The organism is Paraburkholderia fungorum, assembly GCF_046026025.1.
GTDB classification, from domain to species: Bacteria; Pseudomonadota; Gammaproteobacteria; order Burkholderiales; family Burkholderiaceae; genus Paraburkholderia; species Paraburkholderia fungorum_E.
In genome coordinates this window covers 24122-44619 of record NZ_JAQQFL010000013.1, presented here as the reverse complement: position 1 = coordinate 44619, position 20498 = coordinate 24122, and the positions used below count along the sequence as shown (strand labels likewise).

The following is a 20498-nucleotide window of genomic DNA, read 5'->3' as shown; positions in this document are numbered from 1 at the left end:
TGGCGGCATGACGTTGTCCAGTTGACGCGCGTGTCGCATTGATGCGATTGCCCATATCTTGGGTAGCGTCTGCTCCGAGGCTTCGGTTGAACGGGGACAAGCGACAATGATTCCAGATCACTGCAACCGCAATCGAGGCTTGCGCGCGTTCTAAAACCGTCAAAACGTTCTGAATGTCATCGGGGCTTCACTTAGATTGCCCAAGATCCGTCCCCATTGACTCTTTTGCCACCGACATCAGGACGCCTATGTTGTTTCGATTACCCCGCCCTCTATCCAGTTTCATTGCTCTATGCACCGTGCTGACGCTGAGTGCTTGCGGGAGCAGTGATAACGTCCAAAGCAGTGCGGCCGTCGTGCCCGCTCCGCCGGCAGATCCAGGCTTTGTGGACAGTGCGTCCATCCCTCCTGTGCCTGCATTCGTCGACAATGCCGCGTCCAATCAGCGAAACGACGCCCACTTCGCGACACTCGATACGAATGCCGGCGTACGCGTTGTCGCTCGCTTCCTCGACCTGTGGCAGCCGTCAACCATGATTGTCGACGCGGGCGCTTCGGCACAGGCCATCGATGGATTCCCGGCCGTGGTCGCTTCCACGTGCTCGGGCCTCATCAACTCGGGCACGCCTTGTGGCACGATCCTCAATGCTGCCGTGTTGGGACAGAACACGCAGTTCGTCGTCAATGAAACAGTCTCCCGTACACAGGCGCAGGCCGACGCGGCCTATTTCGACGACCGCCGCAACAAGGGATACAGCGTGACCGACGGTATGGGGCCATTGACCAGCGCATGGCTAGGCCTCACGCAGCAAACCACGACGATCACCTCGATCCCGGCCAACGCTACCACGACGCTGTACAACGACGCAGGCAACAACACAGGCGTTGGCAGTCCGACCAATACGACTTTTGGCACCGTGGTCGATTTTGTCAATGCCATGAGCACGAACGGTTCGACCGAACCCGCCAAGCGCTTCTACAAATACGCCAGACCGTTCCGGTGGAGCAGTTCCGTGGTAGTCGACCCCACCTTGGTACCGGCCGAAAGCACCACGCCCGCGACGGATGGCGGCTTCATCAGCGGCCATACCGCCGAAGCAATGCGCGACTCGATGGCCATGGCTTACGTGGTTCCGCAGCGCTTTCAGGAAATGATGAGCCGTGCAATGGAATTAGGAGAGAACCGGATCATCGCGGGCATGCATTCGCCACTCGACGTAACCGGTGGACGCATGCAGGGTTTGGCTGTGGTAGCGGCCAACCTCTACAACCCGGCCAACGCCTCCTTGAAGGCCTCGGCATTTGCGCAGGCCCAAAGCGCATTGATGTCCCAGACGAACACAACGAGCGGCACGCTCTATGCGTTCGCGCATTCGGGCACAACCTCAACGGACCGCTTCGCCGACTACACGACCAATCAGTCCAATTACTTGCGTCGCATGACTTTTGGATTTTCGCAGATCGAGGCGACCGACGCCGCTCCGGTCGTTCCGAAGGGCGCAGAAACGCTGCTTGAAACCCGTTTCCCCTATCTCAGCGCAGATCAGCGCCGGGTCGTGCTGAAGACGACCGAACTCCCGTCCGGCTATCCGGTCATGGACGATGGTGAGGGCTGGGGGCGTTTGAACATGTTTGCAGCAGCGGATGGCTACGGCGCATTCAACGGCAACGTCATCGTGTCCATGGACGCCAGCCAGGGCGGCGTCAACGCAGCCGACGCATGGCGCAATCCGATCTCAGGAGCCGGCAAGCTGACCGTGCAGGGCAACGGAACGCTCAAGCTGGCTGGCGCTAACACTTTCTCCGGTGGCTCACAGGTCAGCGGCGGTACACTCGAAGCGGACTCGTCGGCCGCGTTCGGCACCGGGGACGTCTACCTTGGCGCGGGCACCCTGGTCATCAATGCGCCTGGTGTGGTTTCCGTGGTCGGCAAATACACGCAACTTGCGAATACGACGCTGGAACTCGATATCGGCGCGAATGGGCAAGGCTCGATGAAGGTGGGCGCTCAGACTACGGTTGTTGGGGGGACGCTGCATGTCAAGTTCGTCAACGGCTTCACACCTAAGGTCGGCGATACGATCAGCCTGATAAGTGGCAACGGTTCGAACGTGAAGTTTTCGACTATTGCTGTTGACGGCTTCAACGCCACGCCTATCTATACATCAAGTGGCGTTCAGGTCCATCTCGATTCCTGACTGAACGGATCAACGATCCGCCGCAGGTCGCACGGCAACGGCTCTGACAGACCCGTTGCCGTCCTTCGGGACTCTCAAAAGCGGCCGTGCATTGTCGCGGTATAGATTCTTGGCCATCCTGCGATGGGTCATGCCTGGCGGCTGTATTGGCGAGGCGTGCAGCCCATCTCTCTCCTGAACGCGAAGACGAAAGCGCTCTCCGACTCGTACCCCAAAGAAAGTGCGATCGTGGCGACGGAATCAGATGACCCCTCAAGCCGGTCAGCTGCGAGGAGCATTCGCCAGCGAGTGAGATATTCCATGACGGAGACCCCCACCTTCGTCTTGAAACGAAGGGCAAATGCAGATCGCGACATACCTGCATTCTCCGCGAGACGTTGGACGTTCCATCGAAAACCGGGGCGTTCGTGCATGGCCGTGATCGCCTTCCTGAGCTGCTTGTCCGAGAGCGCGAAAAGCCAGCCTGTCCCACCTCCCCCTTCATGAACCAAATGGAGCCGCAAGACTTCAATGAGCAATATCTCGGCGATATGCTCGCTCACGAGGACGCTGCCCGGCTGTGGATTCCGAAGCAGCGCCATCATTCGCTCCAGATAGCCTCGCAGCACCATGCGATCGTGGTCGTCGCGAATATGCACGATTGGCGGAAGCACGCCGAGCAGGAAGTCCGCGAACTCCTTTTTGAAGCTAAAGAGCGCACTGAAGGCATGGCAACCCCCACCGCCTTGCCATGAAATGATTCGACCATTCAGCGGAGCCTCAACCACGGACTGGATATTCCGGGGTGGGATCGAGAGATTGCTTGCCAGGATAAAACCGCGTCCATGTGGCAGCGCAAAGAAATCGCCCTCCTGCAGACGAATGGGCTCCACGTTGCCGTCCAGCGCCAACCAGCACTGCCCGGATACCAGCGAGAAGCAACGAAAGAACCCATCCGCCTCAAAGGCAAAGGCCCAGTCTCCGCCAGCATCCAGCCCCCCCGACATGTGTCCCTGTGTGTTGAGAAGTGACAGCACATCAGAAAGCGGATCGGACGCGATGCTGGACGATCTCGATATTAAAGTGGACTTCATAGCATAGATTGTACTGATCCAATCCCGTAGTCTCAATAAAAAGGAGATTGCGATGCGGATTTTTGTTACCGGTGCGACTGGAGCCATTGGTTTTGCGGTGGTGAAGGAACTTCTGGCTGCAGGTCATCAGGTCATCGGCCTTGCCCGATCAGACGCTTCTGGTGAAAAACTGCGCAAAGTTGGCGCGCAAGTTAAAGTCGGGGCAATCGAAAATATGGATATCCTCGGTCAGGCGGCATCCGAGTCCGATGGCGTCATTCATACGGCCTTCTACCACCAGATCTCTCACATGCCGTTTGGTACCCGGCTTCGTGTCTTTCTCGGCGGCGCACCCAACCGGATTGTCGAGCGATTTATGAGAGCGGCGGTCGATGCAGACCGCCGGGCGATCGAGATGTTCGGCAACACCCTCGTCGGGTCGAACAGGCCGTTGGTTGTGCCTTTTGCGTCTCTTGCGTTGCATCAGGGTCAACTGGCAACGGAAGACCAGTCCTACGATCCCATGTTTTACGCGGTTGCCCGTGCCAGAACAGAAGACACGCTGGCGGGGTACGCCTCGCGTGCTGTGAGAACGTCTGCGATCCGTCTGCCGCCTACCGTTCACAGCGCCGAGCGCGCAGGACTCGCGACGATGCTGATGGAAATCGCGGGCAAGAAGAAAGAATCCGCCTACCTGGGCGACGGGAAAAATCATTGGCCTTCTGTCCATCGTGATGACGCGGCCCGTTTGTTTCGCCTCGCCCTCGAGAAGGGCGAAGCTGGCGGAACGTACCATGCAATCGCCGAGCAGGGGATTCCATTTCGTGACATCGCTCAGGCGATTGGCGAGCGTATGAACGTACCCGTCGTCGGCAAGTCCCAGAAACTTGCAGCGAAACACTTCGGGTTTCTTGCGCCCTTCATAGGGGTCGACAATCTTGTCTCCAGTGCCCGCACCCGTGTAGTACTCGGATGGGAGCCGACTTGCCCTTCGTTGTTTGCCGATCTGAAACAGGGAGCCTTCATCGAAGGAAAGTGAGGTGATGCTAATCCAGGAGTGGACCGTCGACGCGGTCAAGCACGTCGAACGCTCGGGTCGCAATGGAGCGGTGCTGATCAGTTCGAATCCGTAACCGGCACCAATTCATATCTATCGGCCGTTGAATTCCTGATGGACCAACGGCCATTAAACCCAATGATGCGGCGAACAAGATCGTGAACGGAACGTCCCTTAACTGAGTGAAGCGGATCGTCGACCGTCCGAACGGGGCGCCGATCGAAGGGCTGAGATTGGCCGAATTCAGCTCGACGACGACCGGCGCAGGTCGATCCACTAGGGACGTTCGAAGTTGCCGAGAACGGCCGCTCAAGCACGCGTGCGGCAAAGACCGTGCAGAGGGAAGACAGGTTCGATCTATTGGAAGAGAATCGGCGCATCGCTTTCGATGCTAACTTTTGCCAATCCGCGCAAACGTTCGATGAGTGGTTCGCCGTCAATGTCAAAGAAACAGTCAAGCAAACTCTGTGGATCGATGCCGACCTTTTTCGCCACGTGCCTTTTCCAATCGGCGTTGAATGCCATCGGTGGAGCATTGGAAAACGCGGTCTGGATCAGATCGAATTCACGCAGGAGAAGAGACGCCTCCTTCGGTGTCCATTGACCGTCGCAGTCTGAGTGCTTGATCAAAACAGGGCAAAGGGTACCGGGGCTTCCATCTTCGACCAGTGTGGTGACAGTCTCTCGAAGAAGGTTGAAGTCAGCATAAGAGCCCACTTCAACACCCTCGATCTCTTCGCTATCCTCGTCGAAGATACACAGGTAAAGGCCCATTAATAGTTCTCTCGAATGACCGATTTTTTATACGAATTCACAAGCGCTTCAAGCGATTCATGGAACACACACGCTGTCGGTACTCGAATGACTAATTGCGTCTTGCTTTCGACTGCCTTAAATACAAGTAATCGTATCTGGTATGTCGCCCGCAGCACAGAGACGTTTTTAATTAGGTACATCCGGTTGAATTTCTCAGCGTCAGGCATTGCCCCGCGAACAACCTGCCAGCTGGTGTATCTTCTCTTGAGTTCTATGGTGGTCTCCGGAATGTAGATCTTCGGCAACATCCTGCCTCGGATTGTCAACGAACAATGTAGCCATGTCGAGTGACCGCAAGGGGCCGATCACTGCCCCACGCGCCCGATACTCGGGCGACCGCGACCGGCTGCACGCGACCCGGTTGAGTCATTCAGGGCCGCCGAAAGCGGTCGTTCAAGGAACTCGATAACTGGCTTTCGTGGAGCGTCATGGAAGTGCGTCGTGACGGGATCATATTGCCGACGTTGGCTCTCGCAACCTGCAGAGAAGCACATTCGTGCGGACGAGAAATGACGGCCAGTCTATCGAGCAATTCCCAGCCTCGTCGAGGCTACCGCGCCGTGCTAGTTTATCTTGATGAGAACGTGTCGCTTTCGTCCAACGGACAAGCGAACCTGTACCCGCATGACCTGTAGCCGCATTAAGAGGACGCGCCCACGTTCGGGTGAGCGCGGCGCAGAATGATCAGACCTGCGCGAGTCCGCCATCGACGAACAGCTCGGTGCCCGTTATGAAACTGGCGTCGTCAGAAGCGAGGAAGGAAACCGCCTTGGCAATCTCATCGGGCGTGCCCACCCTGCCAAGCGGAGTCGTCCCGGAGACCTCCCTCGAATACGCGTCGATCTGCTCATCAGTCATCTTGAGTTCTGTCTTGTAGGCCTCCGTGATGATGACCCCGGGGGCGACCACGTTGACGCGGATGTCACGGCCTTTGAGATCGTTTGACCACGTGCGCGCGAAGGCTCGCAAGGCTGCCTTGGTGGCGGCATAGACACTGAAAGCAGGTATGCCCTTTACCGCTGCGATCGATCCTGTGATGACGATCGAACTACCCGCAGGCATGAACGGCAACGCACTTTGGACCGTGAACAACGTGCCTTTCATGTTGATGCCGACATATTTGTCGAATTGCGCTTCGGTGATCTCGCCGAGGGGCACGAATTCGCCGCCACCCGCGTTGGCATAGAGAATGTCGATTCTTTGGTGAGCCTCCGACACCGTCTCCACCATGCGCTTGAGGTCGGCCGCAGAGGAGATGTCCCCGCGAATCGCTCGCGCGCCGTGACCGATCTGCAATACGGCGGTATCCAGCTCGGTCTGGCGCCGACCGGTAATAAACACCGTGGCACCTTCCAGCGCAAGGCGCTTGGCGGTGGCCAGACCGATTCCGGTGCTGCCGCCGGTCACGAGCGCAACCTTGCCAGCGTGTTTGGTCGAATGAATGTTCTCGTAGGGTGAGGCTGTCATCTCAGGGCTCCTTGATTACCTGCATGGACGAATGACCTCAGCTTATATTGTGCACATGGGTAGATAAATAGTCATATTGTGGTTACTCTATTCACACACGTGAATAATCTGGAAGCGCAAATGGACCATTTGCAGGCAATTCGTGTTTTTGTCCGTGTTGTCGAGACAGGAGGGTTCGGGCGGGCCGCGCTCTCTCTGAACATGCCTAACGCCACTGCGAGCAAATGGGTCAAATCGCTGGAAGCGCATCTTGGCGTAAAACTGCTTGAGCGCAATACACGGCGGGTCAGTGTGACGAGCGATGGCGCGGCTTACTTTGAACGCGCGAGGCAACTGCTCAGTGAACTCGACGATCTAGAAGCCACGCTCGGCCGGGAGCAGGCAAGCCCACGCGGAACGCTACGAGTCGACGTTGGCGGATCGACCGCCAGTTGCATCCTCATTCCCCAATTGCCAGCCTTTCTCGCGCGCTATCCCACGATACGGATTCAACTGAGCGTCACTGACCGCACCGCAGATCTCGTCGCAGAAAACATCGACTGTGCGATTCGAAGCACGGCAAACGACCCCGACCTCGTTACGCATCCAATCGGTACGGCTACATGGATCACGTGTGCAAGTCCCGCCTATCTCGCGAAGCATGGCAGGCCGAAACATCCGCAGGAAATCGTGGATAAGAACATGCCTGTCGTCGGATATTTCTCCGCAGGCACGGGCATGACGCAGCCCATGATTTTTCGCCGAGGAGAAGAGCGGATAGCGCTCGACGGCGTGCGCTATGACGTTCTTGTCAGCGAGAGCAACGCACACCACGCAGCCGCACTGGCTGGCCTGGGGATCGTCCACACAATGGACTTTATGGTTCGCTCGTCCATTGAGGAGAAAAAGCTTGTTCCCATTCTCGCGCAATGGCGGCCAGACCCGCTCGAGGTGTACATTGCGTACCCGCCCAGTCGACGACATAGCACCAAGGTCAGAGTGTTTGCGGACTGGGCCGCTTCGTTGTTCGCGTCGGCATGAGTCGGCAGACAACCATCGGTCGCGGGCGCTGCGAGGCCTGATTCCCTGAAGACGCTAACCCGGTTCAGCGGCGCGGTCCGTCCCATTCAATTCGCGCCACCGATTGGGTGTGACGCCTTCCCCGTCCCTGAACGCGCGATAGAACGAACTCGTATCCTGATACCCGAAGCTCAAAGGTTCGCACGGTGGACTCCTATTGCGGGAAGATGAGTTAGCGATTGGCAACAATTCACGGTGGTATGTCGGCTGGCCGTTCATGGCCGCCCTGAGCCTGACGGCAGCCGGCTCAGGTCGACCCATAGCAGCCAATCAGCTTCCTCTATAACGGCCACTCAGAAGGCGTGATGCCGCTAGGCTGTCAACCCCTTGTTGCCCGTCACGCGGACGACCAGACACCGGAACTCCCCCGCCGGTGACTGCCCAGCAAATGCGTGTCGATAATCCCGGTAGCTTCCATGAGCGCATGCATGGTCGTGGGTCCGACGAACGAAAAGCCTTTTTCACGAAGCGCCTTGCTCAGTGCGACCGACTCCTCCGAGACGGTGGGAATTTCGTCGATCGTTTTGGGACGAGGCGTACTGGCAGGCTGGAATGACCAGATGAACTGGACGAGACCGCCTTCCTGACGAAGTCGGACCGTCGCGACTGCGTTTTTGACCGTCGCAAGTATCTTGGCGCGATTACGGATGATTCCGGAATCGGCAAGAAGCCGCTCGACTTGCGCGCCATCGAACAGCGCTACCGTGTCGGGATCGAAGTCGCAGAATGCCGCGCGAAATGCATCCCTCTTCCTGAGGATCGTCGCCCACGACAACCCGGACTGAAACGCCTCCAGAGAAAGTCGCTCAAACAATCCTCTTTCATCCCGTACCGGCATTCCCCATTCGGTGTCGTAGTAGGCGCGCAGCATGGCGTCGACCGCCGCCCATGGAGGTCGGGCTAGTCCGTCATCGCCAATGACGACACCCCGCGCTTCAGCACCGGCTGAATCGTTCGCTTTCTTCCGCGAGGTTTTGCGAGCCGATTTCGTTTTAGTATCCAATTCAATCCCGTTCCTTTGTTTCCATTGCCCATTTTTAGCGTCTGACGCGATCACCCCATGGCGACCCGTTCCGGTCAATCGCACTTCCGCAAAGCAGCTATTTATTCTGTGTGGGGTTGTCCAAAGTTTGTACGAATAGCGACGACATCCTTGTATCTGGAGGATTGCTATGCGTGTCGCTTGGGGTTCCACGCTTTGTGTACAAACTCAAGACGGTTGCCGTCGAGGTCGGCGACGTTGGCGGCGTAGTAGCCGGGGGCGAAGTATGTACGATCCGCAGGTTTCCCCTCGTCGATGCCGCCGGCTTTGATTGCAGCTGCGTAGGCGGCCTCGACCAGTTCATTCGTGTCGCAGACGATCCCGAGGTACAGCCCGGTCTCTCCAGGCTTGCGTTGACGGAGCCAGATGCTTGATCCAACCGCCTTTCCCTTGCCGTACACATCGTCACCAATGCCATAAAGATCAGGGACGCCCTCGGGGCCTGAAGCGGAGTCGTAGTTACCGAATACTCTCCAGCCGAGTGGTTTCAAGGTTTCAGAGTAGAAGTCCAGTGACTTGTCGATGTCGGTGACTGAGATGTAAACGTGGTCGATCATTTGGCCGCCTTCAACGTGGATGGGTATTGTTTGTTCATAACTATATTCGACAGCTAACCGTCTATGCTATTGCGACGCGTGTGGTAAAGGCAAGCGTGTATCCGAGCAAAGTACGGGGCTGGTTGTCGGCGAACTAGCTTGGTCGATCGGGTGTCCGTTCCTGGCCGCACCCGGTCCGCTGGCGAACTTCCGTACCCGACCCAAAAGAGACATTCGGCATTATTTTCGAAAATAAGCAGCAAATGAATACGATAATAAGACCCGCATGTTCGATGCACAACCAGATTTGGCCAACCTTGGTTCCATTTTTATATTGAAAATTTACGTGAATATTAAAATACCCCTCATTACTCCGCTGTTGATTTTATTATTTACCCAGGCACTACCATCCTTTGCAGATAGCATTAATGGAAAAAATATATTTTTAGCAAGATGCGCCATGTGTCATGGAGTAGATGCTAAAGGAACAGGGCCATTGGCAAATAAAAGCAACCCTCCTACGCCCGACCTTACGACACCCGCTTTCAAAAAGCGACTTAGTGATTATCCGGGTGTCATCGTATCTTCAATAATACTTCGCCCAAATGGGGACTTGATTCCAAAGACTTTGCGAGAAAATGGCGTCAAACTGCCATCGCACCACTGGACCATTGATGATTTTCGCGACTTGAATCAGTATCTGAGCAGTGTGATTTTAAAAAATCAATGATTTTCAGATAAATTTAATTAGGTAAATATCCGCTTCTGGCCTTGTTTTAGCGGCACCAGTGAATGACAGGTCTTGGCCGAACTCAGCCCAATGACGACCGGTTCGGTTCGCCCCACTACGACCGTTCGAGTGCCTCGAAAGCAGACGTTCAAACGGGATAATCAGGTTTGGCGGTTATCCTTGCACAGTGTCCGACAGGCCAGATGCTGTGGTATTCCGGTCATGAATCCTGGTCGAGGCGAGAGTCTCGGCGGGTGTCGCAACCTCCCAGGAAATGCCTTCCATCGCCCCGCCCGTACGCACGGCCAGCCAGGCATCTTTCGACGAGAACACGCGGCGGTTTGTCCTCGGATATGGAACAGTGCAAAAACTATTTACCCAGTTCGCTTATAACTGCCGAAATGAAGCTCTTTAGTTTCGGCGTCTGTCGGCGATCAGGATGATAGATAAGGTGAATTGGACGTGACGGCGTTTCATAGTCAGGCAGCACTTTGACAAGACGTCCAGAGCGCAAGCTTTCTCCGACGAGGTCCTCCGCGATGAAAGCGACGCCGAAGCCGTTCAAGGCGGCGACGAGAAGCGCTTTGGCATCATTCACTCGCAAGCGATGACTCACGTCGATGTGGTAGCTTTCATCACCGCGCACAAAGCGCCACTCACTGACGGCGGGAGCTGACGTCGAGGCGTACACCAGGCATTCGTGAGTCTCGAGATCGGTCGGCACCGCGGGAACACCTCTCTCGCGCAGATAATCGGGTGATGCGCAGGCAACCAGGCGAAAGGGCGCGAGTTCGCGAGCAATAAAGCTGGAGTCGGCTAGCGGACCGATACGGAACACGGCCTCGAACTCCTCCTCGACCAAGTCAACGAAGCGGTCACTGAGCACAAGATCGACTTCTACCTTGGGATATTGCCTCAAATAGCGCGCGATGACCGGCGTCAGGCTGTGCGTGCCAAACGATACGGGCGCATTGACGCGCAAGCGCCCGCGGGGTGCTCCCTTGGCCTCGTCAGCGAGGGAATCCGCCCAGTCCGCATCCGCCAGCACCAGCTTGCAACGATCGTAATATGCCTTGCCGATGTCCGTCAGGCTCTGGCGGCGCGTCGTCCGGTTGAGCAGTCGCGTGCCCAAACGGCTTTCGAGCCAGGTCACGTGTTTGGCGATCATCTGAGACGACATGCTCAGAGCGTTGGCGGCTGCGGCGAAGGAACCGACCTCCACTGTCTTGACGAAGGCGGCCATGCTGGCGAGGCGATCCATTCCCTACTCCTGGTGGCGACACCCTTGTCGAGACCAGTCTTTATACCTGAGTTGGCGGTCAATAGTATCTTGCATATAGCCCCCTGGGCCGCTACGAGAAAGGCTCTTGTCATGACTAAAATCGGGGTCATCGGATCCGGCAATATCGACGGCGCGCTTACCCGTTTGTCCACGAAGGCAAGCGCGGGAACGTCATTATGTTGAAACGTCGTCATTTCCTTGGAGCAGCATTCGGCTCGGTCCTCATTCCCGGTCTGGTGGCAGCGCAGACACAAGCAGCCAGGACGGAAGGCTCTGGCCAGCTCGGGCTCATGCCCTTGACCGCGACCTCCGCCGCCGAGCGCCTGAATGAACTGGGTCCGGAAAATGCCGCCATGGCTGCATACGCAGGCTTGTGGGACGTCACCGAGACAGTATGGGATAAGCCAGGCGGCACTCCGGTCACGACAACCGGACTCGTCGCGGAACGCCGCATGATCGGGTCCTATCTGCAGGAGTTCATCCGTCCGGCTTCGGACACTTCTAGCCACGACATCAAGCGCATTGACTACCTGAGCTTCCAACGCGTGGAAGGCCGGTGGAAATACGTGTCGATAGAGATGCGAGCGCCGGTGGGCATCATGCCCGCCTACAGTTTCGACCGCGGCGATGCGGCGGGCGTCGTGCTCGTCCACGAACCGTTCGCGATCACGGGCGGCGGGTCCGACGTGGCGGGGCAGATGCTGCGCATGAACACAGTCATCACCCGCGACGGCCCGAACCATGACGTCAAGAACCAGCATTTCATATTGTCTGACGGCGCCGGAACGGTCTGGCTCGCACACCGTTACGCCTATACACGCAGGGGCTGACGCCGAAGCCCTAATCGCCTTGAATGACACGGAGCGCTCGCGTGAAATCCTGGACAAATGTGCTGCTGGCCGCCGCTTTGCTGTTCACAACACCGCTGGCGGTCCGGGCCGCCAAAACCCTTGAGCCGCCCCCAGGGTTGAGCAGTCGGATCGATGCAATCCGGCACCGAGGGGTGCTGCGGGTCGCGGTGCTCAGCGAGTTTCCATGGCTGATACAGGACCCCTCAGCCAACGCCGCGCCGTTCCGCGGCCCTGCCTGGCGATTGGCCGAGGAATATGCCCACCGCCTTGGCGTGAGCATCGAGACGACGCCCGCCACCTCGGACAATAAGGTTTCGATTCTGGCGAGCGGCACGGTCGATCTCTCCATCGCCCCACTTTTGGTGACGCCGGAGCGAGAGGCCGTTGTGGATATGATCCCCTATTCTGCCTCGGCGCATTGCGTGTTCGGTCTGGCTGACAATCCCAAGGTGGCGGCCGCCGTCCGGCTCGACGATCTCGATCAATCCGCGGTGACGATCGGCTTCATCGTCGGCACACCACAAGGGGCCTGGCTGCAGAAGCGACTCGTCCGGGCGGCGCGGGACGGCATACCCGGGAGCCTCACCGATTTGGCCACGGGCGAGATCCTGGCACACCGCGCCGACGTAGTGCCGATCGACAAGTTCTTTTTCCGCAAGTTGCAAAAGAAGGTACCCGGGCTTGCGTCGGTTCCGAAGGACTGCCTGGCTAGCCAGGAGTTGCCAGTCTCGATCGCCATGGCGGTCGACAAGGGTCAGCCGGCGTTTCTTGATTGGCTGCGGGCGGTCGCGGACAGCATCAAACCCGAGGTGGACGCCGAGATGGCGAGAACTGTCCAGGCGGGTCCGTGAGCCGGTATGAATCAGAGTTGGACCCCGACCGGAGGCGGGCGCGCAGCGCCGAGCTGGCAGGATTTGGTTCCGTGGAGTCGTTGCACCGGCACTTCTCGCGTATCGTGCGTACAAGTCCAACTGCTTACCGTCAGCGGTTCGGGCGTGACGCCAAGTGTCAGTTAATCAGACCAAACGGGCGGATTGCCGACGATGTGGAGAGCCAGGTCGAATGACCGGAACTGGCCGAACCCGGTCTGATGGCGAACTTCCGTTGCCGATCCCGAGCCGTCATTCGGGTCACCATGTTGGCAACGGCCGCTTTCCAATTCCGAACGGACATCTGCCCGCATCACATCTGCAGTACAGGCGCTCGCGGCCGACGGGTCGCGAGCGGCCATCATGCACTCGCTCAGAAGCGCCAACGGAATCTCGGTCAAATCACCAGCACGCGTTTGGCGATGCGCGTGGCCGCTGTGACTTCGTCGTGAGGCGCCGCTATTTGAACTTGACGAGATCCTTGAAGATCAGTTGACCCCAGGTATTCCCCCTGCCTTGGACAAGCAAGCCGCCATCCTTGAGCGGTCCTAGCGCAATCGGCGCGAAACCGAGTTGTTCGGCCAAAGCAGCGACCGGTGCCACCGCATTTTCGTCATCGCTCGACAAAAAAACGACGCGGCTGCCGCCATTCACGCTCGGATCGGCGGCCAGAACGGCAGCGGGCAGGTGGTTAAAGCCCTTTACGAACCTGGCGCCGGTAAACGCTTTGGCGACAACCGCGGCCGGCGGCTGACCTTCCAGGTCTTCAACGGGAACACCGAAAGCATTTGTCGTGTCGATGATCGTCTTGCCCTGCCAGGTTGTGATCTGCGTCGCGACTTCGCGATGTTCCCAAAACGGAACCGCCAGAAAGATCGTGTCGGACGCGATTGCATCCCGCAGTGTCCCGGGGACAACGGTGGGGCCGATCGCTTGTGCCTGCTGCATCAAGGTCTCGGGAGGGCGCCGGCTGGCGACGATCACTTCGATGTTCTTTCTTGCAAACGCTCGGGCGATTGCCTGACCTACCGCACCAAAGCCAATAATCGAATAGCTCATGCGAACTCTCCATTCAAAATTGATAAGTAATCCATATTTATAGATACAAATTGGATCATCTTCGTCGAGTTAACAGATCCTTCTACACGCTTCTAGGCTTGATGTCAGATGGCCGAGAAGCCGCCATCGACAGACAACTCCACCCCATTCACGAAGCTCGAATCGTCTGAAGCAAGAAACAGCGCGACCGTCGCAATTTCCTCAGGACGCCCCATCTTTCCCCGCGGGATCAGGGATTCGAACATGCGCTTCGCCTCCTCGGTGAGAACCTGGTCCTGCATCGGTGTGGCGATCGGCCCCGGGCTCAGCACGTTCACCCGGATATTCCTGCCCCTCAGTTCGTTAAGCCAAGTGCGTGCGAATGAGCGCAACGCCGCCTTGCTCGCCGCATACACGCCATAACCAGGGAAACCTTTCACCGAAGCAACTGACCCGGTCATGAAGATCGACCCGCCATCGTTGAACAGCGGCAACGCCTTCTGAACCGCAAACAGCGTTCCGCGCGTATTCAGACCGAAGGTCGCATCGAAGTGCTGCTCGGTAATCTCGCCCAGTGGGACGGCTTCGCCCGTGCCTGCGCTCGCGAACAGGATGTCGATCTTGCCCTTTTCCCGCTTGACTATATCGAACAGGCGGTCGAGGTCGTCCAGATTGGCCCCGTCGCCGCGCACGCCGGTCACGTTCCGGCCAATCAGTTTGACGGCCTCGTCGAGCGCCTCCTGCCTCCGGCCCGTGATGAAGACATAGGCGCCTTCTTCCACAAACCGCGTGGCGCTCGCCAGCGCCATGCCGCTCGATCCACCCGTGATGACTGCAACCTTACCCTCAAGCTTTCCCATGACATCTCCTTTCGCGGTGTCAGACAGCGCCTCTGTTCCCATCTGCACAAATGTGCTGTATCTTGTGGATCACTGATCCGGATACAGGTTCATTATATTCGGATCACCGATCCGTTTGTCAAGGCAATTTATGCGAGCTGACGCCAGAAAGAATTACGACCATCTCCTTGCAGTCGCGCGTGACGTCGTCACCGAGCATGGTGCCGACGCGTCCATGCGAGATATCGCCCGCCGGGCCGACGTCGGGTTGGCCACACTATTTCGCCATTTCCCGACACGAGAAGCCTTGTTCGAAGCGTTGCTGCGCATGAACGTGGACGAACTGATACAGCAGGCAGCCGAACTCGAAACGTCGAATCCACCTGACGAAGCGCTGGTGTCCTGGTTTCGCGATGGGGTGGCATTCGTTCGCAGCTATAACGGTATTTGCGCCTTGTTTGCGACCGCGCACGCGGACCCGGACTCCGCGCTTCACGCTTCGAGCACAGCGCTGCGTTCGGCGGGCGCGCGACTACTGCTCCGCGCTCAAGCTGAGGGAACGGCGCGCGCCGATATTGATGGGGTCGACCTGTTCGCCCTGATGTCGGCGCTCGGCTGGCTCGTCGGCCAGCCCGGATTCGCGCCACGGGGGGATCATCTCTTTCACGTTATTACGAGCGCCATCCTGACAAATCGGCCTGGCAACGATCTCAAGAAGGCGACGTAACCGAGTCCAACGAATTGTTGTCTGCATTGCGTCGGATGGCGTCCTCTATGACCGACGCCGGCGACACTATGCGAAAAAGTCTTGGCAAAGGTGACGAATGCAACTGATCGTGTCGGGAGTTTTGAGCGGCTGTTGACGAAGGCGATAAGACGTTTGAGCGGCTGAGCTGTCGCACTACCCAGCGACCGCACATGGCCGAACTCAGCCCAATGACGACCGGCCCAGTTCGACCCGCAACGATCTCACGCCTCTGCCGATAGCGGACATTCAGAGCATCGGGGTATGTCGCTTCGCATCATAAAATCGTTCGCGCCGCTGCAGTACGCGACCAATGGTCTGCTGTGTCGCGCACGACATTGCAGACCTGCACTCTGAATTCTGAAAAAAAGACGCTACGCCCCTTCTTCTTCGCGCTCACGTGCTCCGGATGCGTTGCCCAGGCGCGCATTCCCTCCTCAGATTCGAACTCCACGATGGTCACGCGTTCGCCATCCTCTGCAACGAAACCTTTGTGCGAGATGTAGCCAGGCATGTCCGCGGCCAGGGAACTCATCCGGGATGCCCACTGTTTGTACTCATCCTGAGCATCAGGATTCAATCTGGACCTGAAGACAGTCACGATCATTTTCAATTCCCTCACAAGGCCGAGCGTGCGACATTGCAGCTGGCATTGCGGAGTTTAGGTTCGGTAGCTATTCACGTAAAATGAATAATTATGAAAGTTATTTTCTCATTTCAAGAAAATGGACCTAACCGATCTGCGTGTCTTTCAAGCTGTCGCCCACACCGGCAGCATCACTCGCGCCGCGGCATTGCTGCACAGAGTTCCATCGAATATCACCACGCGTATTCAGCAGTTGGAAGGCGATCTCGATGTGTTGCTCTTCATGCGTGAGGGCAAGCGTTTTCAGCTATCGCCACAAGGCAAGGTTCTGCTCGACTACGCGACCCGCCTCCTCGAGCTTGCCGAAGAGGCGCGTGGAGCGATGCACGATGAAGTCCCACGTGGCGTACTTAACCTGGGGGCAATGGAAAGCACTGCGGCCATCCGCCTTCCATCACTACTCGGCCAGATGCATGAGCGCTATCCCGATCTGTCGGTAGAACTACGAACTGGCGCGCCTCGACCTTTGACCTCGCGTGTTCTTTCAGGTGAACTGGACGCCGCGCTAGTCGCCGAGCCGGTTTCCGATACGCGACTGGAGACCATGCTCGCTTACGTCGAAGATCTTGTGATTATCGGACCCCAAGATCATCCGCCAATCCGGTCGGCGCGCGATTTGCGCACAGGTACGCTACTGGCCTTCGAGCCAGACTGTCCGCATCGCCAGCGTTTGGAAGCATGGTGCGCGCGTGACAATGTAGCCCCGCATCGAATCGTCGAGGTCGGCTCTTATCACGCCATTCTGGGCTGTTGCGTTGCAGGTATGGGCGTTGCGCTTATTCCCGCTGCGGTCCTTGACACCTATACCGAACGAGCCAGGCTGTCGGTGCACAAACTGAAAGGCGAATACGGTAGCGTCCAGACGTTGCTGATCTGGCGTAAAGACGCTCCGCAGCCCAAGGTGAACGTCCTGGCAAATTTGCTACAGGAAATCCAGCCCAAACAGTCCAGGGGCAAAGTGAAAAAAATTCGATAGTGCCACCGCAATGACCCGTTATTGCGAACTCAACGTCGCGAAATCACTCGCGTCTAAAGCGCAGAACAGCCCTTCCTATCGGATTTCCTGGTACTAACGGATTCGGCATCCAGGCCGTGCTGACGTCGAGCGTGTCTCCATCAAGCTTGTAGAATCGCTCCTGCTCAGTGCCGTTCCAGGCTTCATTCCAAGACGAGTCAATCTTCGTAATGAACCTGTCCTTTTCTATCCGATACCGTCCTGTATAGGTCATCATAGTGCGGAAGAGTGCCACCATCTTCTCATCTGTATTCCCTGGCTCCCGCGCCTGTGCAGTAACCAGTACCATCATTCGCCCATCAGAGCCGAAGATAAGATACCCGTTCGGATCGGCGCCCCAAGGTTGAGTCCGCTCGTTTGAATCCTGAAGCTCAGTACTAAAAGAAATCAACCGCCAGCTACCGTGGAGTTCAGTGTCGCGCTCAGTCATATTTCCTCCCGTAGTCCCGCCAAAGCGTGCCTAAGTCTTCATTGCTCTTACTGCCCGTTCCAGATTTGCCCGCACAATCACACGATGAAACGGCGCAATCGTCGCAAGGTAGATTCGCCCAGTCTGTTATGGCAATGCACCACCGTGCCCGCGAGCAGCTCTCGCCCATTTTCCGCATCGGCGCGAAGCTGGATGGTGGCGCGGCAGCCGAATTGCGAAGGCGTCCAAAAGGTCTGCGCCCGCGTAAAGCGGCGCCAGTACGCTGTTGCCAGGCATGGGGACGGCGCGCGCTTTGGTCAAGATCGTGTTCCGCGGTTGGTTCATGGCGTTCAGCAGTCTGGTCGTGTGATGGCATCGAGCCGCGGCGGGACGGTCTTCACGAGGCGAAGGAACATGCGCCGAGTGCGCCGCGGTCGATTGCCATATCTCGATCAATGGGTTGATCGCGAGTATGCCGGAAAGCGGACGGCCACGACAGGCTGCTCGCGGATTAACCCGGCCCAATGAGGACCGGCCCAGTTCGAGCCACAGGGGACCTTCAGATTTGCCGAAAACTGCCGTTCACGTAGCTTATAGGCTGCTTCGACGCATAAGATCGGTCGAGGCGAAAATTCAACACTCCGACTCGCTGCAGCGACTCAGAGTTGTCTTGGAGTGGGAATCCTCTTGAAAGCAATTGTAAAGCGCTTCCTGTTAGCGCTGATCGTCCTGATGGCTTGCGTTCGCGGTGGGGTTGCGCTGGCAGAAACCCCATCTGACCAGTCCTTTTCTCCTGATCCAAAAATCCAGAAAATTGCGGAAGCCTACTCGCTAGACGCCGTCGACTTCTCCGCGAAGCAGTTTGGAATAAAACTCGACTGGTCGGACACGAGTATTGCAAATGTCGAAAAGGCCTTGGCGCAGATGAGTTCATCCTACGTCAGCACGAGTCCCAAGCCAACGGACGAACAAGTCATGTCATTTGCGAAAGCCTACGGAAGTTACGTCGGAGAGGTGTATCGCCGCAATCATGGTGGCGAATGGGGTATGGTCACCCTTGGCGGAAACCGATTCCCGGGTCTGCGAACCACGTCAGGTTCGAGCTTCTGGCCATGGGGACGAGTATTCAATCGGATCACAAAGGGGACGGAGGACAACATCGCCGACTACTACGTGGCCCTATTGAAAAGGTAGCGGACGGCGCATCCAGTCAACTTGGCCTTGAAGGTGTCAACGAATCAGGCCACGACGTCGAACGTCCGAAAGTGGCCGATCCCAGCCCGATGATGACCCGCTCAGTTCGATCCTAAGGTCCCATTTGGACCCGATAGGTCAATGGCGGCTTTCCGCACATCATCGCCCGCGATAACGGATGTCGAGTGGGCCGCCCCCTGCTTGCTACGTCGTGCTGTGAACACCTGATTCCGGCTCGTCTGTTCGCGGGAGTAGCACTGAAAATGAGGTCTCTGTCTCATCGGAGCGCGCTTCGATCGCTCCGTGATGCGCCTTGGCGATCTCGCTTGCGATATATAGCCCCAGTCCGAGACTGCCGGCCATCGCGTACGTGTTGTCCTCGTCTGAACCCCGCGTCAGGGGATCGAAGATGTGTGTCAGCGTAGCGCTCTGTATGGCTGGTCCGCGATTGCTTACGTCGATGCGAACATGCGTTGCGTCGCCAGTCACTATCACGCGCACTGGAGTTTCCAGCGCCCCATATTTGATGGCGTTGAGAACAAGATTTCCCAGCAATTGCTGCAGACGGCGGCCGTCCCAGCGCCCTCGCAGATCCCCACTTGTGTGTAATCTGATCTGCCTGTCAGGATGAATTGCACGTAGCTGGTCCAGCTCATCGGCAAATGCGTCCGCCAGATTGATGCTCGTGGGTACGACGTTAATGCCCAGGCCCAGTTTGGTCCGGTTGAAATCGGTCAGGTCATCTAGCAAACCCTGCATCCGCGCCCCGCTCCGAATCAGACGGGCGGCGGCTCCCGATACTCGGTCCCCGCCATTCAGCGCCTCCAGATACGAAGCAGTCGCCAGAATGGCCTGAAGAGGGCTGCGCATGTCGTGCCCCAGCATGCCCAGCAGGAGGTTCCGGTCCTGCTCAACCTTTGTGCTGAAAAAGGCAACTGATTCGGCGATTGCCTGATCGATCGCTTCGTTAAACCGAACGGCGTCATCCAGCTCGGGCGTGCCAGGAGCGCAATCGTCTATCCACAAGCGCAATACGCTAGCGCGCAGGGCACGATATTCGGCGACGAGTTGCTTGATATTGAAACCGGACCGCGCCCTCAGAAGCGCATGCGTTTGTGCGGCTGTTTCGGCAGCGTCGATCGGATCGGGACCTCGCCCCAAGGATTTTTCGTGTTGCGCTTCCCTGGTTTGAGATGCCCGCAAGTCCTTTGCTACAGCGACAAGGATCTGCTGCGCGTGGTCACGTAATGCCAGTGATTCCATGCTTGCTGCCGCCGGCAGGAGAGTGGCGGCGAACGCCTCCCATTGCGCCAGGATTGACTCCATGTTTCGCAAGATAAAATCAGAAAGGCGCATGCAGACGTCTCCAAAGCGTAAGCGGGGTGTCAGGGTCCAGTCGCATACCCATGGTACGCGCATTAGGAGCGGACAACGGATTGACCAACCGCGACACGGCGGCCTCTTCGGATCTCAAGTGGCAATACATGTTCGTTACCACTACGCCCTATCTCGAGTGGTGTGTATTGCTTCGCTTTCTCCCGGCGACACAGGCATCAAAAATCTCTCACTTTCCTGCATCGGAACGATCAGAAATTGCACTGCGGTGCAATCGGCGGATTTTGGCTATCGCGGCGCGCTTTTACGATGCTGACA

General features: G+C 57.5%; 20 protein-coding genes. 9 read left to right on the top strand and 11 right to left on the bottom strand.

Annotation, left to right across the window (positions count from 1 at the left end; translation table 11 throughout):
• The first annotated feature begins 248 nt into the window (after window positions 1-248).
• Window positions 249-2198 carry an acid phosphatase gene (locus tag PQR67_RS16205; RefSeq protein WP_408461281.1) on the top strand — a complete coding sequence of 650 codons (1950 nt, stop codon included), beginning with the start codon at window positions 249-251 and terminating at the stop codon, window positions 2196-2198.
• Window positions 2199-2326: 128 nt separating this feature from the next.
• On the opposite strand, the gene PQR67_RS16200 is transcribed toward PQR67_RS16205, so the two are convergent.
• On the bottom strand, window positions 2327-3271 hold the full coding sequence (locus tag PQR67_RS16200; protein WP_408460940.1) for an AraC family transcriptional regulator: 945 nt from the start codon (window positions 3269-3271) through the stop codon (window positions 2327-2329).
• A 52-nt stretch (window positions 3272-3323) separates the two neighbouring features.
• Between PQR67_RS16200 and PQR67_RS16195 the strand changes: the two genes are divergently transcribed.
• Complete coding sequence (locus tag PQR67_RS16195) at window positions 3324-4289, top strand: SDR family oxidoreductase (protein WP_408460937.1); 966 nt, start codon at window positions 3324-3326, stop codon at window positions 4287-4289.
• A 375-nt stretch (window positions 4290-4664) separates the two neighbouring features.
• On the opposite strand, the gene PQR67_RS16190 is transcribed toward PQR67_RS16195, so the two are convergent.
• Window positions 4665-5081, bottom strand: coding sequence for an Imm70 family immunity protein (locus PQR67_RS16190; RefSeq protein ID WP_408460934.1), 417 nt, complete (start codon window positions 5079-5081; stop codon window positions 4665-4667).
• A gap of 726 nt (window positions 5082-5807) precedes the next feature.
• Entirely contained in the window at window positions 5808-6590 is a 783-nt protein-coding gene (locus PQR67_RS16185; RefSeq protein WP_408460931.1) for an SDR family oxidoreductase, read from the bottom strand.
• Window positions 6591-6710: 120 nt separating this feature from the next.
• Here PQR67_RS16185 and PQR67_RS16180 point away from each other — a divergent pair, with 120 nt between their 5' ends.
• Window positions 6711-7610 (top strand): LysR substrate-binding domain-containing protein, encoded by a 900-nt coding sequence (locus PQR67_RS16180; RefSeq protein ID WP_408460928.1) that lies wholly within the window; start codon window positions 6711-6713, stop codon window positions 7608-7610.
• 376 nt (window positions 7611-7986) lie between these two features.
• Here the strand turns inward: PQR67_RS16180 and PQR67_RS16175 are convergent, their stop codons facing one another.
• Together PQR67_RS16175 and PQR67_RS16170 are read right to left on the bottom strand one after the other, a co-directional pair.
• On the bottom strand, window positions 7987-8652 hold the full coding sequence (locus tag PQR67_RS16175; RefSeq protein WP_408460925.1) for a DNA-3-methyladenine glycosylase I: 666 nt from the start codon (window positions 8650-8652) through the stop codon (window positions 7987-7989).
• A 167-nt stretch (window positions 8653-8819) separates the two neighbouring features.
• Entirely contained in the window at window positions 8820-9248 is a 429-nt protein-coding gene (locus PQR67_RS16170; protein WP_408460922.1) for a VOC family protein, read from the bottom strand.
• 331 nt (window positions 9249-9579) lie between these two features.
• Between PQR67_RS16170 and PQR67_RS16165 the strand changes: the two genes are divergently transcribed.
• On the top strand, window positions 9580-9957 hold the full coding sequence (locus PQR67_RS16165) for a c-type cytochrome (protein ID WP_408461278.1): 378 nt from the start codon (window positions 9580-9582) through the stop codon (window positions 9955-9957).
• Between the two features lie 370 nt (window positions 9958-10327).
• On the opposite strand, the gene PQR67_RS16160 is transcribed toward PQR67_RS16165, so the two are convergent.
• Window positions 10328-11218: a LysR family transcriptional regulator gene (locus tag PQR67_RS16160; RefSeq protein WP_408460919.1), complete on the bottom strand. Its 891-nt coding sequence runs from the start codon at window positions 11216-11218 to the stop codon at window positions 10328-10330.
• A gap of 197 nt (window positions 11219-11415) precedes the next feature.
• On the opposite strand from PQR67_RS16160, the gene PQR67_RS16155 reads away from it, so the two are divergent.
• Both PQR67_RS16155 and PQR67_RS16150 read left to right on the top strand, forming a co-directional pair.
• Window positions 11416-12069 carry a hypothetical protein gene (locus tag PQR67_RS16155; RefSeq protein ID WP_408460916.1) on the top strand — a complete coding sequence of 218 codons (654 nt, stop codon included), beginning with the start codon at window positions 11416-11418 and terminating at the stop codon, window positions 12067-12069.
• 41 nt (window positions 12070-12110) lie between these two features.
• Window positions 12111-12941: a substrate-binding periplasmic protein gene (locus PQR67_RS16150; RefSeq protein ID WP_408460913.1), complete on the top strand. Its 831-nt coding sequence runs from the start codon at window positions 12111-12113 to the stop codon at window positions 12939-12941.
• Between the two features lie 477 nt (window positions 12942-13418).
• Here the strand turns inward: PQR67_RS16150 and PQR67_RS16145 are convergent, their stop codons facing one another.
• Together PQR67_RS16145 and PQR67_RS16140 are read right to left on the bottom strand one after the other, a co-directional pair.
• Window positions 13419-14018 (bottom strand): NADPH-dependent F420 reductase, encoded by a 600-nt coding sequence (locus PQR67_RS16145; RefSeq protein WP_408460910.1) that lies wholly within the window; start codon window positions 14016-14018, stop codon window positions 13419-13421.
• Between the two features lie 104 nt (window positions 14019-14122).
• Window positions 14123-14857, bottom strand: coding sequence for an SDR family NAD(P)-dependent oxidoreductase (locus PQR67_RS16140; protein WP_408461276.1), 735 nt, complete (start codon window positions 14855-14857; stop codon window positions 14123-14125).
• A 130-nt stretch (window positions 14858-14987) separates the two neighbouring features.
• On the opposite strand from PQR67_RS16140, the gene PQR67_RS16135 reads away from it, so the two are divergent.
• Entirely contained in the window at window positions 14988-15563 is a 576-nt protein-coding gene (locus PQR67_RS16135; RefSeq protein ID WP_408460907.1) for a TetR/AcrR family transcriptional regulator, read from the top strand.
• Between the two features lie 295 nt (window positions 15564-15858).
• On the opposite strand, the gene PQR67_RS16130 is transcribed toward PQR67_RS16135, so the two are convergent.
• On the bottom strand, window positions 15859-16188 hold the full coding sequence (locus PQR67_RS16130) for an antibiotic biosynthesis monooxygenase family protein (protein ID WP_408460905.1): 330 nt from the start codon (window positions 16186-16188) through the stop codon (window positions 15859-15861).
• A 118-nt stretch (window positions 16189-16306) separates the two neighbouring features.
• Here PQR67_RS16130 and PQR67_RS16125 point away from each other — a divergent pair, with 118 nt between their 5' ends.
• On the top strand, window positions 16307-17203 hold the full coding sequence (locus tag PQR67_RS16125) for a LysR family transcriptional regulator (RefSeq protein WP_408460902.1): 897 nt from the start codon (window positions 16307-16309) through the stop codon (window positions 17201-17203).
• A gap of 43 nt (window positions 17204-17246) precedes the next feature.
• Here the strand turns inward: PQR67_RS16125 and PQR67_RS16120 are convergent, their stop codons facing one another.
• The gene (locus tag PQR67_RS16120; protein ID WP_408460899.1) at window positions 17247-17672 is read right to left on the bottom strand and encodes a lipocalin-like domain-containing protein; all 426 of its coding nucleotides are present in this window, start codon (window positions 17670-17672) and stop codon (window positions 17247-17249) included.
• Window positions 17673-18338: 666 nt separating this feature from the next.
• Between PQR67_RS16120 and PQR67_RS16115 the strand changes: the two genes are divergently transcribed.
• A complete protein-coding gene (locus tag PQR67_RS16115) occupies window positions 18339-18845 on the top strand; it encodes a hypothetical protein (protein WP_408460897.1) in 507 nt (168 codons plus the stop codon).
• A 204-nt stretch (window positions 18846-19049) separates the two neighbouring features.
• On the opposite strand, the gene PQR67_RS16110 is transcribed toward PQR67_RS16115, so the two are convergent.
• A complete protein-coding gene (locus tag PQR67_RS16110) occupies window positions 19050-20201 on the bottom strand; it encodes a sensor histidine kinase (RefSeq protein ID WP_408460894.1) in 1152 nt (383 codons plus the stop codon).
• Between the last annotated feature and the right edge of the window lie 297 nt (window positions 20202-20498).

Excerpts from the sequence above, each read along its gene's own strand:
- PQR67_RS16205 (WP_408461281.1), top strand. The coding sequence starts at position 249 with ATGTTGTTTCGATTACCCCGCCCTCTATCCAGTTTCATTGCTCTATGC.
- PQR67_RS16200 (WP_408460940.1), bottom strand. The coding sequence starts at position 3,271 with ATGAAGTCCACTTTAATATCGAGATCGTCCAGCATCGCGTCCGATCCG.
- PQR67_RS16195 (WP_408460937.1), top strand. The coding sequence starts at position 3,324 with ATGCGGATTTTTGTTACCGGTGCGACTGGAGCCATTGGTTTTGCGGTG.
- PQR67_RS16190 (WP_408460934.1), bottom strand. The coding sequence starts at position 5,081 with ATGGGCCTTTACCTGTGTATCTTCGACGAGGATAGCGAAGAGATCGAG.
- PQR67_RS16185 (WP_408460931.1), bottom strand. The coding sequence starts at position 6,590 with ATGACAGCCTCACCCTACGAGAACATTCATTCGACCAAACACGCTGGC.
- PQR67_RS16180 (WP_408460928.1), top strand. The coding sequence starts at position 6,711 with ATGGACCATTTGCAGGCAATTCGTGTTTTTGTCCGTGTTGTCGAGACA.
- PQR67_RS16170 (WP_408460922.1), bottom strand. The coding sequence starts at position 9,248 with ATGATCGACCACGTTTACATCTCAGTCACCGACATCGACAAGTCACTG.
- PQR67_RS16160 (WP_408460919.1), bottom strand. The coding sequence starts at position 11,218 with ATGGATCGCCTCGCCAGCATGGCCGCCTTCGTCAAGACAGTGGAGGTC.
- PQR67_RS16155 (WP_408460916.1), top strand. The coding sequence starts at position 11,416 with ATGTTGAAACGTCGTCATTTCCTTGGAGCAGCATTCGGCTCGGTCCTC.
- PQR67_RS16145 (WP_408460910.1), bottom strand. The coding sequence starts at position 14,018 with ATGAGCTATTCGATTATTGGCTTTGGTGCGGTAGGTCAGGCAATCGCC.
- PQR67_RS16140 (WP_408461276.1), bottom strand. The coding sequence starts at position 14,857 with ATGGGAAAGCTTGAGGGTAAGGTTGCAGTCATCACGGGTGGATCGAGC.
- PQR67_RS16135 (WP_408460907.1), top strand. The coding sequence starts at position 14,988 with ATGCGAGCTGACGCCAGAAAGAATTACGACCATCTCCTTGCAGTCGCG.
- PQR67_RS16130 (WP_408460905.1), bottom strand. The coding sequence starts at position 16,188 with ATGATCGTGACTGTCTTCAGGTCCAGATTGAATCCTGATGCTCAGGAT.
- PQR67_RS16125 (WP_408460902.1), top strand. The coding sequence starts at position 16,307 with ATGGACCTAACCGATCTGCGTGTCTTTCAAGCTGTCGCCCACACCGGC.
- PQR67_RS16120 (WP_408460899.1), bottom strand. The coding sequence starts at position 17,672 with ATGACTGAGCGCGACACTGAACTCCACGGTAGCTGGCGGTTGATTTCT.
- PQR67_RS16110 (WP_408460894.1), bottom strand. The coding sequence starts at position 20,201 with ATGCGCCTTTCTGATTTTATCTTGCGAAACATGGAGTCAATCCTGGCG.